20 protein-coding genes are annotated in these 16,939 nt (G+C 35.9%); 17 read left to right on the top strand and 3 right to left on the bottom strand.

All coding sequences use genetic code 11. The features are described from left to right. The first annotated feature begins 100 nt into the window (after window positions 1-100). The 14 genes from HRT55_RS18725 to HRT55_RS18660 all read left to right on the top strand — a co-directional run bounded on the left by HRT55_RS18725 (window position 101) and on the right by HRT55_RS18660 (window position 10,741). Complete coding sequence (locus HRT55_RS18725) at window positions 101-358, top strand: pyocin activator PrtN family protein (protein ID WP_291623676.1); 258 nt, start codon at window positions 101-103, stop codon at window positions 356-358. A 5-nt stretch (window positions 359-363) separates the two neighbouring features. Continuing rightward, window positions 364-564: a hypothetical protein gene (locus HRT55_RS18720; RefSeq protein ID WP_291623674.1), complete on the top strand. Its 201-nt coding sequence runs from the start codon at window positions 364-366 to the stop codon at window positions 562-564. Beyond that, window positions 564-1,763 carry a replication initiation factor domain-containing protein gene (locus tag HRT55_RS18715; protein WP_291623672.1) on the top strand — a complete coding sequence of 400 codons (1,200 nt, stop codon included), beginning with the start codon at window positions 564-566 and terminating at the stop codon, window positions 1,761-1,763. Before HRT55_RS18720 ends, HRT55_RS18715 begins: the two co-directional genes overlap by 1 nt. A gap of 1 nt (window position 1,764) precedes the next feature. After that, window positions 1,765-2,121 (top strand): DUF1293 family protein, encoded by a 357-nt coding sequence (locus HRT55_RS18710; protein WP_291623670.1) that lies wholly within the window; start codon window positions 1,765-1,767, stop codon window positions 2,119-2,121. A 2-nt stretch (window positions 2,122-2,123) separates the two neighbouring features. Beyond that, a complete protein-coding gene (locus HRT55_RS18705) occupies window positions 2,124-2,279 on the top strand; it encodes a hypothetical protein (protein WP_291623668.1) in 156 nt (51 codons plus the stop codon). Further along, window positions 2,276-2,578 carry a hypothetical protein gene (locus HRT55_RS18700; protein ID WP_291623666.1) on the top strand — a complete coding sequence of 101 codons (303 nt, stop codon included), beginning with the start codon at window positions 2,276-2,278 and terminating at the stop codon, window positions 2,576-2,578. Before HRT55_RS18705 ends, HRT55_RS18700 begins: the two co-directional genes overlap by 4 nt. A 32-nt stretch (window positions 2,579-2,610) precedes the next feature. After that, entirely contained in the window at window positions 2,611-2,865 is a 255-nt protein-coding gene (locus HRT55_RS18695; RefSeq protein ID WP_291623664.1) for a hypothetical protein, read from the top strand. 60 nt (window positions 2,866-2,925) lie between these two features. Next, on the top strand, window positions 2,926-4,587 hold the full coding sequence (locus tag HRT55_RS18690) for a hypothetical protein (protein ID WP_291623662.1): 1,662 nt from the start codon (window positions 2,926-2,928) through the stop codon (window positions 4,585-4,587). A gap of 4 nt (window positions 4,588-4,591) precedes the next feature. Next, window positions 4,592-4,993: a DUF2523 family protein gene (locus HRT55_RS18685; protein ID WP_291623661.1), complete on the top strand. Its 402-nt coding sequence runs from the start codon at window positions 4,592-4,594 to the stop codon at window positions 4,991-4,993. 9 nt (window positions 4,994-5,002) lie between these two features. Then, on the top strand, window positions 5,003-6,316 hold the full coding sequence (locus HRT55_RS18680) for a zonular occludens toxin domain-containing protein (protein ID WP_291623659.1): 1,314 nt from the start codon (window positions 5,003-5,005) through the stop codon (window positions 6,314-6,316). 440 nt (window positions 6,317-6,756) lie between these two features. Further along, entirely contained in the window at window positions 6,757-6,906 is a 150-nt protein-coding gene (locus HRT55_RS18675) for a hypothetical protein (RefSeq protein WP_291623657.1), read from the top strand. A 437-nt stretch (window positions 6,907-7,343) separates the two neighbouring features. Beyond that, on the top strand, window positions 7,344-8,138 hold the full coding sequence (locus HRT55_RS18670) for a PEP-CTERM sorting domain-containing protein (protein ID WP_291623655.1): 795 nt from the start codon (window positions 7,344-7,346) through the stop codon (window positions 8,136-8,138). A 524-nt stretch (window positions 8,139-8,662) separates the two neighbouring features. Continuing rightward, window positions 8,663-9,274 (top strand): PEP-CTERM sorting domain-containing protein, encoded by a 612-nt coding sequence (locus HRT55_RS18665; protein ID WP_291623653.1) that lies wholly within the window; start codon window positions 8,663-8,665, stop codon window positions 9,272-9,274. Window positions 9,275-10,027: 753 nt separating this feature from the next. Next, window positions 10,028-10,741, top strand: coding sequence for a PEP-CTERM sorting domain-containing protein (locus tag HRT55_RS18660; protein ID WP_291623651.1), 714 nt, complete (start codon window positions 10,028-10,030; stop codon window positions 10,739-10,741). 289 nt (window positions 10,742-11,030) lie between these two features. Here HRT55_RS18660 and HRT55_RS18655 read toward each other — a convergent pair whose 3' ends face one another. Together HRT55_RS18655 and HRT55_RS18650 are read right to left on the bottom strand one after the other, a co-directional pair. Continuing rightward, entirely contained in the window at window positions 11,031-11,279 is a 249-nt protein-coding gene (locus HRT55_RS18655) for a hypothetical protein (RefSeq protein WP_291623649.1), read from the bottom strand. Next, a complete protein-coding gene (locus HRT55_RS18650) occupies window positions 11,263-11,406 on the bottom strand; it encodes a hypothetical protein (protein WP_287206677.1) in 144 nt (47 codons plus the stop codon). Before HRT55_RS18650 ends, HRT55_RS18655 begins: the two co-directional genes overlap by 17 nt. A gap of 544 nt (window positions 11,407-11,950) precedes the next feature. Here HRT55_RS18650 and HRT55_RS18645 point away from each other — a divergent pair. Beyond that, window positions 11,951-13,774, top strand: a complete 1,824-nt coding sequence (locus HRT55_RS18645) for an NACHT domain-containing NTPase (RefSeq protein ID WP_287206676.1) — start codon at window positions 11,951-11,953, stop codon at window positions 13,772-13,774. A gap of 73 nt (window positions 13,775-13,847) precedes the next feature. On the opposite strand, the gene HRT55_RS18640 is transcribed toward HRT55_RS18645, so the two are convergent. Beyond that, window positions 13,848-14,912: a site-specific integrase gene (locus HRT55_RS18640; protein WP_291623647.1), complete on the bottom strand. Its 1,065-nt coding sequence runs from the start codon at window positions 14,910-14,912 to the stop codon at window positions 13,848-13,850. A gap of 106 nt (window positions 14,913-15,018) precedes the next feature. On the opposite strand from HRT55_RS18640, the gene dusA reads away from it, so the two are divergent. Both dusA and HRT55_RS18630 read left to right on the top strand, forming a co-directional pair. Then, window positions 15,019-16,029, top strand: a complete 1,011-nt coding sequence (dusA, locus tag HRT55_RS18635) for a tRNA dihydrouridine(20/20a) synthase DusA (RefSeq protein ID WP_291623645.1) — start codon at window positions 15,019-15,021, stop codon at window positions 16,027-16,029. 728 nt (window positions 16,030-16,757) lie between these two features. Beyond that, a partial coding sequence (locus HRT55_RS18630) for a hypothetical protein (protein WP_291623643.1) occupies window positions 16,758-16,939 on the top strand: 182 nt, incomplete at its 3' end.

The following is a 16,939-nucleotide window of genomic DNA, read 5'->3' as shown; positions in this document are numbered from 1 at the left end:
GATAGGTACTAATATCTGCTCAAAGGTTCTTTGTAGGAACTTTATGGCGATTGTAATCGCTTTGAATTGCTTTAACCGCAAATGATTACATAGGTGATATATGAATACAAATTTCGCACTTCTAGCTCGCTTTGAATCTCCAGTAATAGAACTGAAAGACGTTTGCCAGGAGTTCTTCGGTATTACCGTAAAAACGGCTAAGCAAAAAATTAAAGGCCAAGATTTTCCTGTACCTACTTTCAGCTTAATTAAATCTGAGCGCTCCCCTGTCTTTATAAAAGTAGAAGATTTGGCGAGTTATATCGACAAACAATATCAAATTGCCTCGAAAGAGTGGCAACAAGTGCACGTGAACTAATTGTTATGCGCATTGAAATTTACTACGAGAGCGACCCAATCATGGGCGTAAATGTCACTTACGACTTTAACGGAAAGCGTCGTTATGACTTTTTCAGTTCTCTGTATCTATTCAATGTTTGGGCTTCATCTGAATTTTATAACGCTGAATTAGTTGAAATTACTAACAGTAATTATCCGCAGTTAGTGCAGCAGGGAAAACTCTAATGAAAGTTAGTAATAAAAAGGACGTTTATACCCAAACTGCTGAAGCGTTAATGGCTCATGAAAAATCTGATGCTATCAAAATAGATCACTTAGCTTTTGCTTTCCCAATTTCAGCACTTCGCTACTGTCGTAAAGCGGGTGCAGCTAATTTACAAATGGAATTAGTCACCGGTTATAAGAAATCATTTTTCACTAACAAGGACGTTCCCCAAATAACGCGTATTAAACGCCATGGTATTTATCCAAAACCACCTGTTATCAAATCAAGCCAAGCTTTCGGCATTGACGAATATGAAGCCCATAAAGATAAAGTCGCTGTGTTGATGACTGACTTTTACGAAAGAACATTAAAAGTTTGGGTAAATACCGTATTAGGTTTTGAAATGTCACCTATGCGTGGTCGTGGTTTACATGGCTATAAAGACTCAATGACCTTACGCGCTAATGGCGTAGAAGTTGGCTTCATTGGTTTAGGTGGTCAACGCGACACCATATATTTTCAAATTTCGGGTACGGGTTGTAAATCATTATTCAGCCACATAACACCATTCGTTATGCACCATTGGCTATCAAAGGTATTTACCGTCACTAAGTTAAGCCGTGTCGATTTAGCCTTTGATGATTTTGACGAAAACTTTGATTGTGACTATGCCGAAAAAGCTTACAAGGACGGTTGGTTTAGAACCTCCAATAGAGGGCAGTCTCCAACAATTAATCCTAATAACAAATACACCTACGATAGCAACTTGAAGAAAGTATTCACGCAAGAAATGGTTTGTGTCGGCTCTCGTACCTCGCTTATCTATTGGCGCATCTACGACAAGAAATTAGAACAATGTATCAAGCAAGATAACTTCTCCTGGTATCGCTCTGAAGCTGAATTAAAGAAATGGTCTGTTGATTGTTTACTTAACTTAGCCGCCACCTTTGCTGGCCTATGCCCTTTCGCTGCCTCTGTTGATTTAGACAAAGGCGTTAAAACTAGGTCAATGAGTAAAGTAAAAGAGGTTTGTCTCGATGTGGCTGCTCGTGTTCGTCACGTTCGCCGCTCTGCTGGTAAAGCCTTGGGCGATATCTTAGAAGTTTTCCAAGGTGATATTGAACACACAATGGGTTTAATTTTACCCGAAGAAACAGGCGGTAAACTCGGAATACCACCTACCTATCAACAATTAATCAACAAAGTTATAGAGGTTTAACATGTCGAACAAAATCATTTTATGTGGTCTGCAAATTACCAGTTTTCCTGAAAGCAAAAACCCTGATGCTGAATCAGCATTATTACTAATGCTTTATCCATTGGAAAACGTAAACGCACCAAAATTTAAACGTAAAGCGGTAGGCCAATCAACTGAAACGCCATTTGGTAAACAGTCGTTAAGCATTAACGCCAAATACGCCCATTTACTTATAGATACTGGCGCCTTTGTTTCAAACAAAGAGTATGACCTTGTCGTTGGTTTCAACACGGACACTTTTGAAAATGAGATTTCAAAAATAACACCTGTTGACCCTGCGGTTAAAAAGCATTTTGACGAATGTTTGAGCGCTAAATAATTATGAACTCCGCTGTAACGTTGGCTAAACAAAAGTTGGGTATAGCAACTATCAAAGCTTTTATGCCCATTGTTTTGAAATCACTTAATGAATTTAAAGTGAAAAGCTTTGATGAAAAGTTACAGCGTTCTTACTTCTTAGTAGGTAAGAAAAAATGAAGTATTTAGTTTTAATAGTGTTGTTGTTTAGCTTTACCTCAAATGCTGCCCATTGCGTTTATGTTGACGGAACAGGCACTTTGAAAACCTCAGCTACACCTATTGAGACTTGCAATGATTTGGTTTTGTTATCCAAGACCGAATACGATTCTATAAGTGTTGAAACTATCATTTTGACGCTTAAAGAATTGTTTGAATTCTCAGCCGAAGATTTTGCGATGTTTAATGCAATTTGTTTGATTGGGTTTATTAGTGGCCATGCACTTGGCCGTGTTAACCGATTACTCGGTAAAACGTAAATTTTAAAAACTAATCCTTTAAGGGGAAAAACATGAAAACTATTCAAATGGTAAATATTGGTGGTCAGTGGGTAGCTACACAAGCTAAGAAAAAATCTAAAGCACTTGCTGCTGGTGGTACTGCTCTCTTCGTTTCTGCTAGCTCATTTGCTGTTGACCATTCAACTGCTATCGCTGCGGCTGGTACTGATGGCACTGCAAATACGACAGCGGCTGCTTTAGTTGTTATTGCTATTGCGTCGGTTGTTACTGGTATCACTTTGGTTCTGGGTTTATTACGTAAGTAATGCTTACTTCCATAATGTTTGCATCGATTTTTACTTATTGTTTTGTTGAGGGGTTTTCTAGTGGCATTCGTACAAGTTAAGAATACGCTGCAAACGTGGAAATTAGCGGCTTTTATAGTCGCTTTTTTTTCGCCTTTTTTTAGTCATTCTATCAATATCCCATCAGATTTTTCTTTTGATGGATTGGCTTTTAAGCTTCCTTTCTTAGATACCACTAAACATTATACCTGTAATATTTTGGGTGTTGATATGGGTATAAGCTCAAGTGCTTTATCTTGTGCTAATAGATTGTCGGCGGCTGTTGCAATTACAAGCCCTTCTAGTTGTGGATTTAGGTTAACTAGGACTGGTACCGTAACCGAACTCTCAGTTCGTTTATATTATCAAATAGGTACTATCCGTGAAAGTGGTCACTGTGGAACAGTTTCAGCAGGTGCCTACGCGCAACTTATCAACCCTGTTGAGAATTCTACTTACCGTTGCCCACCTTCAGACGACGCCACTTTTGATGTTCATCATTATCCCGATAATACCCCTAATGGTAATTGTTATCGTTCTTCGGATATTCAACGTCTTATTGATGGCTTAGAAAACGATAGTAAAAATGATGATAAATGTAAGGCTTTGATTTTAGATTCTGGTAATAACTCCGCTGAATCACTTTGTTATTCTCCCCCTTATAGTGGTATTTCATGCGATGTAGATAAAGTAACTTTTGGCGATACCTCTTATTATTCTGGCTCTGGCTCTGTAGATGGAGGCTGTATAAATAGCGACAAGCCAGATTTTGATGGCTCTGGTATTGGAGATTCAAAGGATAATTGTATTTACTCAAATAATACTAATTATTGCGCGGCAAATAGAGATAAACATTGTTCTACTATCCAAGGTAGTAGCATTTGTGACGATGGCTGCATTGATGATGGAACCACTGTTTTTTGTGATGTCGGTTTGCATCCTGATGTTGGTGAGGGTGATAGTAATTATTTTGATAGTAACGGTACTTGCTCTGTTGTTGGTGCTAGTGCTAGCCGTGGTTTTTGTAATGAAATGGGTGGTACTTGGGATGAAACACAAGATTATCAAGAAACTTCTTGTCCTACTGGAACGGGTAATTGTTCCGTTGCTAGTGCTGGTTTGTGTCGGGCTTGTTTTGATGCTGGTGGAACGTGGACACCAGACGAAAATTCAGAACACTCAGATGAAACCAAAGCTAGTTTGGAAACTGGGGCATTAATAAAGAGTACAAATCAAAAACTTGACTCAATTGAACATGGTCAACGTATGACAATGGAGTCAATACAATCAACGATGAAAAGTGGTGACGGTAAAGTGGTTGCTGCTATTGAAGCTTTAGGCGAAAAACTAGATAAACCAAAAGAAGAGGAGGAAGAGAAAAGTTTTACAACGACTACGCAAGATGTCGATAAATCCGCTTTTTTATCTATGTTTGATTCCTCAGCACAAGAGGCCATTAAAGCTAGGGTTGTTACTGCCCAAGCTGAATATGACTCTCAGATACGATCTATTCTAGCCGAGGCTAAAACTATTTTTAGTGTCACTGTTCCTAATGCTATTGGTTACCAAGCAAGAAGAATTGAGCTTTCTTATGGTTCGGTTGATGCTTCACTGTCTCGCTATAGTGATTTTTTTAAAGCGCTTGCTGGTCCAATTATGATGCTTTGTTCATTGATTGCGGCTTTAGCAATATTGAGAGATTAAACAAATGAAAAAAATAATATTATTACTTGTTCTTTTTATCCCCTTTTTTGCTTTTTCAGATACCTATGAAGATGTAGCAGGAGCCTCGCAAATGGTAGCCGATGAATTTTCTGGGTTTTGGGATTTCTTTTTTGAGGATATCCCATCAATTATCACTGACCTTTTTAAATTTTTAATGGAAACAGCTTTAGAAGTGAAACTTTTTATGATGATTCACTTTGTTAAAGCTTCGTGGGCCATTGCTAAGGAAATGATAGAGAGCTTACAGATTATGAGTACGATTGCTGCGAATGTTAATTTATTGCCGCAAGATGTTAGGCAAGCGCTTGTTGATATGCGTCTTTTTGAGGGATTTAACTTAATAGTTCAAGCCTATGTAACTCGCTTTGTTATGAATCAATTCTAAGGAACTATAATGGCTGCTAATATTTTTCATGGCGCTCCTGGTTCTTTTAAGTCTGCCAGTGCTTTTTGGTTTGAAGTACTTCCAGCACTTAGAGAAGGCCGTGTTGTTGTTACTAATATTGAAGGAATTCTTACTAAAGAATCCATTGAAATGGAACTCGATGAGATTTTTCCTGAAAGTGCTGATATATGGCGCTTATCTAGTCAGACTGAAAACGGTTTATACCTTTGGCGTAGGTGGTTTTGGTGGATGCCTGTTAAGGCTTTTATCATTATCGATGAAGTTCAAGATGTTTTCCCTAACGATACAAAAGTTTTTAAACCTGAAGAACTAGATAGTAAAGGGATTGAATCGTTAAAAGAGTTACTTCCAGTTAAGTTTTACGATCACTATAAAAAAGCTATCCATGATTTTAAACCTGATTTATCAGAAGCTACTTCTGATGATACTGGTGAAACTATTTTAGATTCAGACGGTAATATTCTTTACCCGAAGTTGATGCGTGAGGCTAACATGCGGCATCGAAAATATAACTGGGATATTATTTACTGTACACCTGAAATTACCGAAATTCATAAACTTGTACGCTCTGTTTGTGAGTTTGCATATTTCCATAAATATAATGAATCGTTTGAATTCATTCCTTACTTTAAACGTAGACCACGTATACACCAACACAGCCCTAAATCCTCTGGAATACCTTTGAAAAAAGGTGACCCTACTAAATGGCGAAAGGTACCTATCGATGTCCATAAATGTTACAGAAGCACAAGCACAGGAAAAATTACTAAAGCAGGAGCAATTAACGCGTTCAAAGATCCTACTCTTATTTTTGTTGTCGCCTTACTATTTCTTAGCTTCGGCTACCTCACATGGTATGCGTTTTTTCAAACTTCTAGTGCGCAGGCCATTACAGTTGATAGTAAAGCAACTCAAAGTAATAGGCAGATATCTAGCAAAACCATTGTTAAGGGTGTTGGTGTTTCTAGTTCTTCTATTCCTGTTCAAGGTAGTTATGAAAGCTCTATTCCTTTAGAACTACCTTTTGATGCTACTAATATATATTTAACAGGCTATCAAGATGTAATGCTGAACAAGGATAAGAGGTATAAGCAATATTTCTTTGTTATGACTGCTGGAGACGACCAGATATCAATTAACAACCATGACTTATATTACTTTGGGTATGACGTTAGTTTTATTAACGAGTGCATGGTTAAACTCAAGAAAGATAATCAATTTAAGATTGTTACTTGTGAGCCTCGAATTATAGAAAAACCTATCAAAGAAAGTGAGCAACCGATGTTGTCAGCTTCATTGTAAGTTACTTGGATTTAGCGGTGTTTTTTGTGGTTAGGTTGAGTGTAAGGATTCACAAAGTATTTAAGGAGATAACTATTCTTACGTACTTTTAGCATTTTAGTACCAAAGTTGTTTAACCTGGCTCAACCGGCAAGCTGATTTTGGTACTAATTCATCCTCCTGGACAGTTACCAGGAGAAGTTTTTGGTAATGCCCCTTACAATATACGATACACTTCGTAAGTTATATCTCACACTTTTGTGAGACATGACTTACATAAAGTTCAGTAGCATACAGAGAGTCAATCCCTAACCAATTGATATTTATTTGTTTTACTTTCTTTGTTTGTTTTATCTTTGTTTCTTAAACTTCATTGTTATATGTTTTTCTTCCAAATGGTCAACTTTCTTTTAAATTATGATTTATAATTTAATCATGGAGTAAAAAAGGAGTACAACTGCATGGATGCCCAAGAATTTGCACGCTTAAATTATTTGTCTGAAAAATCAATCAATGACAATGTATCGATTCGAGAAATGAATGAGTTTGAACAACTACACGATAAATGGACTATATCGGAAGAATTTAATTTGTTTCTAGCATTTAATTAACACTGATAACCCCCCTCCATTCTGACCGTGATGAAACCTCTTAAACTTGAGGTTATAAAATAATTTAGCTCTAGCTGTTAGCATCGTCACAACCACAAAATTACATCTTAGCGCTACTGCTTTATTAGCGGCAAAAGTAACTGCTAGTCCTTTCAATCTGAATAAACCTATAATGGCAACTTTGAGCTTAAAGCGGTCATTAACCGAACAGAGCAAAGGTAATATTATTTAATAAATTCAATTACTTGACGGGGTGTTTTTGTGTCTGATTATTTTACAGTGCCTCATTATTAAATATCAGGATAGCTTGCATAACATTGAAATTGTTATGTATTTTACGTTCGGCATACATTTTGCTAAATAAAAGAAAAATATAATTAATTGATTAATATTTTCCATACCAATATTAATGGAAAATAATTAAAAGGAAAATAACTATGAATTTTAAATTTTTAAAAGCTGCCTTTGCGGGAGCAATATTAGTATCGAGTAACCTTGCTAACGCTGGAATTATTTTATACGCACAAGATCATGCCTCAGGTGATACTTCTATTGCTAATGTATTATCAAATGACGGTCATAATGTAACATCTTTAGTTGGAGGGTTCTCATCTGGGGTCAATTCAGATTTAACAAGTAACCTTTCGGGTTATGATGCTATCTTTTGGAGTGCCAGTGGTGAGGGCTCTGGGAATGTACATAATGAAAACCAATTTACCGCCTTATTAAGTTACGTGTTCAATGGTGGTAACGTTTTTGTAACAGGATATGATTCAATTGCTAGCCCATTTGATTCTTGGCTAGTAAGCTTTGTCGGTGGTTCTGGTTCTGTAGACTTACCCGGGACGGACCTAACGCAGCTAGTTGGTTCGAATAGTTTAACCACTGGACTTTTTGATATTGAAAACATAACGCCGACGGGTGCGTACAATGATCGTGACGGCTTAACCGGATTGACGGCAGGCACGAATTGCTTATCAACAACTACTGGAGGCTCTTGTCAATGGTCACTACGTACATATGGAGCTGGTGAAATTGCGTATGTATCAGCCGGAGCTAGTGGAAGTGGTGTAGATCCCGCATTGAGTACTAACGGTAACGTTTATAATTCTGGACTACGTAACTTTGCTTACAATGCTAATATGCCACAAATACCGGAGCCATCCACACTTGCTATTTTTGCATTAGGAATTATTGGTTTAGCATCACGTCGATTTAAGAAAAAGTCTTAATAATTTATTAAAATTGATTCTATAAAAACACTAGCTGTAATGGTTGGTGTTTTTTTGTTTATAGCATTTAATTAACACTGATCCCCCCCTCCATTCTGACAGTGATGAAGCCTCTTAAACTTGAGGTTATCAAATAATTTAGCTCTAACGGTTAGCATCGTTCCAACCAAAAAATTTCATTTTAGCGCTGCTGTTTTGTGAGCTAAGGCGACATCAAAATTTGAATATGCCAGAAAAATTTACTGTCAACTATGAGATCCTAAAGCAGTCATGAACTTAATTTTATTTTAAAAAGACTTTGTACCAAAAACGACTTACGTCACATTTTTTTAATATATATCAACTGATTGATAATTTGAATTGATGTCAGTATTTTTTACAGCTCAATATAACATCCTACGCTATCACATTGAAAACACTTGGTATTTTAAGATTGGCATATTTTGTGCCTATAATAAGAAAATGAGTTACTAATTCAATAATCACCTACCAAAATAATGGAAAAGGATTAAAAGGAATAATAAATGAATATTAAATTTTGGACAAAGTCTGTTTTAACTTTTGCTTTTGGCTTGTTAATGAATACGGCTAATGCTGGATTAATTACTGGTACAACAACCAATACATCTATTGATACAATAACTGGCTTTGAATGGCTAGATTTTAGTTTTACGGTAGGTATGTCTTATAATAGTGTTTTAAGTAGCAGTTTTGTTGTTTCGGAAGGGTATGAAATTGCGACTTTTGATCAAGTTAAGGATTTATGGTTGAGTGCAGGGCGTTTTACTGATGTTAATGCCGGAGCGAATTCGATTTTGACTAATATGGGGTGTATGTCGTACTTGGTGTTTGGTACAACTTGTGATCAAGTAGGTGAAGAGTGGACAGGGGCATATTATAAGTCCAACACGGCAAGTGTTAATTTCATGCTCGTAGATACGAGAGACGGAGTTAACGGATTATTCCTCGAATCGTGGGCAGGCTCGGTTGGTAAAGCTGACGTTTTTAGAAGTGATATAGCCGCGTATTTGGTTCGCACTACAACGCAGCAAGAAATACCAGAACCATCTACACTTGCTATTTTTGCTTTAGGAATCTTTGGTTTAGCATCACGTCGATTTAAGAAACAATCTTAATATAGTTTTTTAATATTAGATTCTAGAAAACATCAATTGTCATGGTTGGTGTTTTTTTGTATCTAGCGGTTGGTAATTTAGATTTTATAATCAGTAAACCATCACCTCAGGATACTTGAGCTTTTGCTATACATATGAGTATTAGTCTTCAGGTATTGAACAACTACACGATAAGTGGACTAAGTCGGCAGAATTTAATTTGTTTTTACCATTTAATTAACACTGATAACCCCCCTTCCATTCTGACAGTTAATAAACCTCTTAAACTTGAGGTTTTCAAACACTTTAGTTCTAGCTGTTAGCATCGTCCAGCCAAAAAAATTGCATTTTAGCGCTACGGCGACATTAGCAGGTTGTTATAGCTAACGTCCGTTTCAAGCTCATTGCTAATATCCTACTTTCGCTAACAACGGATGAATACTCAGTTAGTTAGGGTTTCGATGTTAATTTCACACATATTAAATTATTACCTTGTTGCATCAATACTTTTTTAGATGCATTGGGTTTGTTTATAGGTAGAGCATAAACAAACCTTAAAGTTAGCTAATTTTTGAGTAAATAATAATTCCGCATTTTGAAATTGCATCTTGCAATATGCAATGCAACGAAACTTATCTAGATATGTCTTTTTTAACTAATTGAATTTTCGGTTTAATTTTTTATTCTTGATTGGTATGAGCTTTGCAGTAGTAGGTAACCTATTGAATTTATTATTACGTTAGAAATAATAAAAAGTAATAACAGAGGCACTTTATGAGATCTCCATTAATATACTCAGCTATTGTAGCGGCAACTTTTTCAGCCAGCCTTATTATCAACAATGCTTATGCAGGTATTATATTTTCAGAAGACTTTAGCGGGCTAAGTACTGCACTTGAAAACTCACTAATTGTTGATTGGCAAGACTCTACTGGTGGTGGTTTTGAAGTTTATCCCACTGGTGGTGCAGCGGCTCGAGGTATGAGCGGTATGTTTGATCACGATAATAACCCTTCGACTGCTGAAGTCGTGTTACCTGGTGGTCTTGAAGTTAATGATACTTCTGGAGATGTTCTTTTAACTGCTACTTTTAGTCTAGGTTCAACTATAAATGCAAATCAACTAGGATCTCTTTCATTTTTTGGTGGGGTGAGAGGTGGAAATGCAATTGGTGCAACTATTGAAATTTTCAACTTGACCGAAGATATATCTTTAACGGGCGTTTTAGTTCCAACACTAGGTTCATTTAATTGGATATATAATGAATTCAATTTTTCATCAACAGCAGCGAGTATTGGTGATCAAATTCAGTTTCGTTGGGAAGGTGGGGGAACTAATTCAGCTGATGGGCAAGAAATGGCTTTAATCTCATTTTCAATTATTGATGATCCCGCTGCCGCGGCTGCTGTATCAGTACCTGAACCATATACACTTGCTATTTTTGCATTAGGTATGATTGGTTTAGCATCACGTCTATTTAAGAAATAATCTTAATAATTTTTTAAATTAAGCATTTAAGAAAACATCAATTGTCATAGTTGGTGTTTTTCCATTTATGGTGATTGGCAATTTAGATTTTTTAATCAGTAAACCCTCACCATAGGATACTTGAGCTTTTGCTATACCAATGAGTATAAGTCTTCAGGTATTTTAGCTAAACATTTAACACTACTAGCGTCAGTTTTAGTACCAAACTTGTTTTACCTGGCTAAACCGGCAACAACATTTTGGTACTATTTTATGCTGCTGCACCAATTGCCAGGAGAACTTTTTGGTACTAATTAGTTAAAATATCGAGGGCTTGTTGTAATCCCTTTTGTTGCTGCTTTATGTTTTTGATTTCTTCAAGTATATCTTCTAGCCTCTCCAGCTTTCTTTTAGTCTTCCTTAAGTCGTTAACGACTGATACGTGATTAATAATCGCTTTCTTTGCTGCACCAGCTGCGGTCGCTTCACTGTAATGTTGCTTTAGGCCATCAACGAACGCTACGAACTCAGACTCTGATTCATTAATTTTGATTAGCATTGGTTAACCCCTTTTTATCATCAGCAGAATTTTGTTTCTTCATCTTAGCCACAATTGCACGTGTCTCTTCCTTTAGTTCTTCAATCTCTTTTAAAGTGTTAGCTATTTCAGCTTCCATATCAGTCATGCTCTAAGTTCCTTGATAGTGTCAATTTAAGAAGTACCCGTTTCGTAGAAACATAGGGGTGCGCGCTTAATTTGATGCTAATCAAACAGAGTGATTGAGAACTTTAGTCAAAGAAAAATCTCGGAGTGTCTGAGGTTATTTTTGTCTCTTTGAAAATGTTCTTAGAAACCGTTATTTTTATTGACGAAAGGGTGAATGAAGCTCTTTGGAACCTTCTTTTGAACTTTTGTGTATTCTTGTGTTTTATTGGTTTTGGTAGCGAACGACGAGGACGAGGGCGAAGCCTGAGCAACGAGGAAGAGTAGAGAGCGGAAAACCCCCGTCATGTATTACGGGGGTAGATTCCACCAAACTATGCAGCTTTGGCTTAATATTTCAATTTTTAACTTGTTGAAATCATCTTCTAATAACCTTGCAAATGTTAATTGACCAAAGTTGCTTATATATACTATTGTACGTGTCGCTTTGGATTGATGACATCCTCATTGGAAGCAACTCTACTTAACTACGATAAGATCAAGTGTGATTACAAGGAAAGATAATTATGGATACTACGATACTATTAAAAGCTTTATCAAAGCCCGCTATAAAGGCGTCAATGCCACTTTTTAGAGCCCTAAAGGATAGGGTACATCATGCTTTTAATGATGGAATGATTGAGTATTTTTCGGCATCGCTTGATAAATATAAAAACATCAAAACACTTCTCCACCGCCAACCTACTCCTTTTTATAATATATATTTTCCTACAACATTAGTTGATAAAGGTACTCGACAAGATATTAGTACCAATTCAGTTGAATCATTATTTAAAGAATATAATTGCATTACGATAATAGGTGATGCTGGTAGTGGAAAAAGCACACTATTAAAGCATTTGTTTATTTCTACCTTCGTTGAAAATTATAAGGCTCCTATCTTTGTGAACCTAAGGGATTTGGATTTAACAACGAGTAATTTAGATGAGTTTTTATGTAGCCATATATTACAAAATAAACTTTCGCCTAGTGAAGATTTTATCAAAAAGTTATTAAAAAACGGTGAGTTTCTTTTTTTTCTTGATGGGTATGATGAAATCAAGTCGTCAGAAAAGCATCAAATAACAAAGAATTTAGAAAACTTCATAGATATATATCCGAATAATAATTTCTTACTTACCTCACGACCTTATTCCAGTATTGAATTTTTCAAAAACTTTAGAAATTTTCATATTAAGGATATGGAAAAGACGTGCCAAATATCTTTCATTAAGCAACAAATCATAGACACAAGGTTATCTACAAAAATAGTAGATTCAATAAAAGATAGTTCTGATAGGTATATACAGTCATTTTTTAAAAATGCCCTTCTACTTACTCTTTATATAATGGCTTATAGTAAAAACTCCTCGATACCTAACAAAAAATATATATTTTATAGGAGAGTTTTTGATGTGCTTTTTGCTGAACATGATAGTGCGACTAAAATTGGATATGAACGAGAAATTAAATCACAACTAAATCAAGAGTCATTAGAGTATGTGTTGAAAGTATTCTGTTTTTTAAGTTACTTTGAGAGTCAATTTGATTTTAAGAAGGATTATATTTTTAAACAGTTAGGTATTATAAAAGATAAATCCGATTTCAAATTTAAGAACAACGACTTTATTGATGATATGAAGCTATCTATCGGTCTTTGGTCTGAAGACTGTGGCGTTTATTCATTTGCTCATCGTTCAATGCAAGAATATTTTGCTTCGGTACATTTAACAAATATGAAAAGCATTAAACATAAAAAAATAGTATATAAAAAAATCATGGCCCTAACTTATGACATGGATTTTAATGTTACTAACTTTTTATCATTATGCTACGAAATGGATGAACAATTTTTTATAGAAAATTACTCCATTAAATTAATTAAAAAATTAAAAAAATTAATTATAAACAATAATGGCGACTATAACTTATCACTTCCTTATCTAGGCAACGGCATCTTTGAAAGTAATAGTGGTAAAGAAAATACACATATTAAGTCATACTCTTATGGAGTTACAAAAGATACTATGATAGCGGCTGGTTCCTATATTACCCCTAAAGTTTCTTATGGGTTTTTCCATGAAGTAGCCCTTATAATAACTAGTAACATTCACCATAAAGACTTCAATAAATTCATAACTATTAAAAATAAGGGTAGTAATAATCATCAGGTGGGATATTACCTCCCTCAAAAAATATTTAAGTTAGGATATAAAGAGTTTTTAGAGGAAATTGGAGTTTTTGATGAGTTTGACAACATTATTAAAAAACTTGATAAAATCCTTTTAAATTTAGAGAAACAAGTATCCACGGGTAAAAACATAGAAGAAAGTTTTGCAGCCATGATTTAACCTTTTAATTTAGTAGCTGATATTTCTTAAATCCTGAATTCACTTTGAATTTGGGATTTTTAACTTTTATTCCTTATTTATCAAACTTATCATGTAGCTTATGAGGGAATAACTGCGTATAAACTTGCCAAAGTATATTCAGATTTCTATGGCCTGTGACTTGAGCTACCTCTTCAATGCTATAACCTTTCTCAAACAGCCTAGATGCACCCTCTCGCCTTAAGTCATGATATCTCAGGTCAGTTATACCCAAATCATTCCTAACACGCTGAAAACCTGCTGTTACAGACCTAGGATTATAAGGGAATATTCTATCATCCGTTTCTGCCTGCTTTTTTACTAAGTCATATGAACCAGCTAACAATGGTACGATCATATGGTTACCCTCTTTTTTCCTTGGGTCTTTCCTGTCTCGTACAATTACTGTTTTATGGTCATGTTTTAAATCTTTCCATTCTATTTTACAAACTTCGCCTATTCTCATGCAGGTGAGTATAGAAAAATTAAGAATATCAACAAAGGGAATTTTACTGCCCTGCTTGTCTTGCCTTTCAGTTAATGCTGCAATTAACTTATCGAGTTCATTCTCAGTAGGCCTGCGTGTTCGCTTTTGGCTTTTACCTATTAACTTCATTTCAGTTAATACGGGTACAGCATCTTCAAATATTTTCCAATTGGCCGTTACATCAAAAACAGGTAAAGCTATTTTCATTACACTTCGTAAATATGCAATATCATGATAAATAGTTGCTGCTCCAGCTCCTGCTGCTCTTCGCATTTTACAATGAGCTATTAAGTCACTGCTTTTAAGTTGGTTTGATAATATATCTGCTATTGGGCAATCTCTTAGCATTTTCACTACGTATTGCTTAGTTCTTCCAGTAGCCGCCCACAAATCAGCATCATTAAAGTAGAGGTCTAATAGTTCGCCAATGGTAATTATTTTGTCTTGTTTGGTTATGCTGTTTAGCTCTGCTGCCTCTTTTTGTATTTTCCCCCAAGTTTTTGCTAATTCTTTTTTACTGAATGTTCTCGATTCTCTATGTATAATTACACCATTCTTTTTTACGCGAATTGTGCAGCGGTAGCTAAAATCTCCGTTAGCTTTTTGGCGTTTATCAATTGTTACTGAAGCCATAGTATTTTCCTTAATCGTCCTACCCAAAATGGGGCACATTTGGAACACCTTAAACGGAAACCCAACGAAAGTACAGGCGATTCAAGGCGACTTAGAGTATAACTAAATGACTACAACCAAGACTCCAAACCCATACACATCAGGCTCTACAATAGATCACAGGCTAAGTGTAGCGCCTATGCTAGATTGGACTGACAAGCACTGTCGATACTTCTATAGACTGATGTCTAAACATACGGTTCTATACACCGAAATGGTAACCACAGGTGCTATTTTGCGCGGTAAAGGTGATTATTTATCGTATAATGACGCTGAGCACCCGCTGGTATTGCAATTAGGCGGCAGTGACGTTAAAGCCATGACTGAGTGTGCAAAGATAGCCGAGCAATACGGCTATGATGAAATTAACATTAATGTTGGCTGTCCATCAGATAGAGTACAAAACGGTCGTTTCGGTGCTTGCTTGATGACAGAACCCTCCTTAGTTGCTGAGTGTATTGATCAAATGCAAGCAGCCACGAACATTCCTGTTACGGTTAAGTCACGTATAGGTATTGATGATCTAGACTCATACGAATTCCTACATACTTTTATTGAACAAGTAGCACAAGCGGGTTGTCAGCATTTCATTATACACGCGAGAAAAGCTTGGTTAAGCGGGTTAAGTCCTAAACAAAACCGTGATGTTCCGCCATTAGACTATAAGCGTGTTTATCAGATAAAAAATGATTTTGATAACTTGGAAATTTCCATTAATGGAGGTATCAAATCTTTTACTGAAGCCAATGAGCATCTCAGACACATTGATGGAGTTATGATTGGTCGCGAGATATATAATAGTCCCTATATGCTTGTGGATGCTGATAGTGATATATATAAAACAGATGCAACAAAGCTAACAAGAACGGAAGTCATTGAGTTAATGATTCCATATATCAATGATACGGTTAATAGTGGAGGTCGTGCATGGCATATATTACGCCATATGCTCGGCCTGTGTAATGGACTGGCAGGTGCACGTAAATTTAGGCAACACCTAAGTGAATGTGCCGGTAAAGATGGGGCTAATGGACAAGTCCTTCTCGATGCATTCAGAAAAGTTACATTGCCAGAATAACACCTTCAAGATCTCAATATTGGGAATAGCTGTCCCGATATTGAGATCGATATATACCAAATAAATGATACCTTAAAATAATAAATATTATTTTAACCAATAAACACTATTTATAACCAGTTAATAGCCCTTATCACTACCTCTCTTTTCCTAGCTTTATCCATTTACTATATTCATTGCTTTGATTAAAATAAATATCACTATATATCAGTTACTTAATAAATAATCTTAACCTTGGCACAACCTTTGTAACACTTAATGCAACTTAGTAATAACTACAAACATTTTTGCATCAATTTTATCTTTACTGTCGGTGCAAAGGATACAAGGAATGACCATGTTAGACTTAAATACATTATTCATATTAACCATGATACCTGCTTCAGCTATGTTACTTATTTCAATGGTTGTTGGTGCATTTGAACCAAAGATCTAGTTACTAAATTTTTGGCATATCTACCACTGCGTAATTGAGCCATGACAGAAATGTGAGTGTAACTGTAAATTGACTAGATTATGGTGACACTACATTTTTCAAAGCTTAACGAATATTCATAACCTAGATTCATTCTTATAGATTCTCCCTAGAGTTACACGTTACTTATTTATTAGCGAGTGATGTGGAGAATACCCCACGGCTATATGGGCATATCTATTATCAGCCACACAACTATAGTCGTAATTTTTTAATTCCCAGACAGCGAGAAGCACAAATTAGAATTCTAGTAATGTCCTACACTCACATGGGCACATCTAATATAAGTCACATTAATATCGGCGTAACTTTTCAAACTCCCAGACAGAAAAAGCCCGTTACTTTCGTAACGGGCTTTTCGTGTGCCGAAGCACAAATTAGAAGTTTAGCAATGTCCTACTCTCACATGGGAACTCCCACACTACCATCGGCGCA

Origin of the sequence: Colwellia sp. (assembly GCF_013214175.1) — a bacterium.
Taxonomy (GTDB): Bacteria; Pseudomonadota; Gammaproteobacteria; order Enterobacterales; family Alteromonadaceae; genus Colwellia.
This window is presented reverse-complemented; position numbering and strand designations above follow the sequence as displayed.

What these genes read in the sequence shown, in the direction of transcription:
- HRT55_RS18725 (WP_291623676.1), top strand. Translation starts at nt 101, where the DNA reads ATGAATACAAATTTCGCACTTCTAGCTCGCTTTGAATCTCCAGTAATA.
- HRT55_RS18720 (WP_291623674.1), top strand. Translation starts at nt 364, where the DNA reads ATGCGCATTGAAATTTACTACGAGAGCGACCCAATCATGGGCGTAAAT.
- HRT55_RS18715 (WP_291623672.1), top strand. Translation starts at nt 564, where the DNA reads ATGAAAGTTAGTAATAAAAAGGACGTTTATACCCAAACTGCTGAAGCG.
- HRT55_RS18710 (WP_291623670.1), top strand. Translation starts at nt 1,765, where the DNA reads ATGTCGAACAAAATCATTTTATGTGGTCTGCAAATTACCAGTTTTCCT.
- HRT55_RS18705 (WP_291623668.1), top strand. Translation starts at nt 2,124, where the DNA reads ATGAACTCCGCTGTAACGTTGGCTAAACAAAAGTTGGGTATAGCAACT.
- HRT55_RS18700 (WP_291623666.1), top strand. Translation starts at nt 2,276, where the DNA reads ATGAAGTATTTAGTTTTAATAGTGTTGTTGTTTAGCTTTACCTCAAAT.
- HRT55_RS18695 (WP_291623664.1), top strand. Translation starts at nt 2,611, where the DNA reads ATGAAAACTATTCAAATGGTAAATATTGGTGGTCAGTGGGTAGCTACA.
- HRT55_RS18685 (WP_291623661.1), top strand. Translation starts at nt 4,592, where the DNA reads ATGAAAAAAATAATATTATTACTTGTTCTTTTTATCCCCTTTTTTGCT.
- HRT55_RS18680 (WP_291623659.1), top strand. Translation starts at nt 5,003, where the DNA reads ATGGCTGCTAATATTTTTCATGGCGCTCCTGGTTCTTTTAAGTCTGCC.
- HRT55_RS18675 (WP_291623657.1), top strand. Translation starts at nt 6,757, where the DNA reads ATGGATGCCCAAGAATTTGCACGCTTAAATTATTTGTCTGAAAAATCA.
- HRT55_RS18670 (WP_291623655.1), top strand. Translation starts at nt 7,344, where the DNA reads ATGAATTTTAAATTTTTAAAAGCTGCCTTTGCGGGAGCAATATTAGTA.
- HRT55_RS18665 (WP_291623653.1), top strand. Translation starts at nt 8,663, where the DNA reads ATGAATATTAAATTTTGGACAAAGTCTGTTTTAACTTTTGCTTTTGGC.
- HRT55_RS18660 (WP_291623651.1), top strand. Translation starts at nt 10,028, where the DNA reads ATGAGATCTCCATTAATATACTCAGCTATTGTAGCGGCAACTTTTTCA.
- HRT55_RS18655 (WP_291623649.1), bottom strand. Translation starts at nt 11,279, where the DNA reads ATGCTAATCAAAATTAATGAATCAGAGTCTGAGTTCGTAGCGTTCGTT.
- HRT55_RS18650 (WP_287206677.1), bottom strand. Translation starts at nt 11,406, where the DNA reads ATGACTGATATGGAAGCTGAAATAGCTAACACTTTAAAAGAGATTGAA.
- HRT55_RS18645 (WP_287206676.1), top strand. Translation starts at nt 11,951, where the DNA reads ATGGATACTACGATACTATTAAAAGCTTTATCAAAGCCCGCTATAAAG.
- HRT55_RS18640 (WP_291623647.1), bottom strand. Translation starts at nt 14,912, where the DNA reads ATGGCTTCAGTAACAATTGATAAACGCCAAAAAGCTAACGGAGATTTT.
- dusA (WP_291623645.1), top strand. Translation starts at nt 15,019, where the DNA reads ATGACTACAACCAAGACTCCAAACCCATACACATCAGGCTCTACAATA.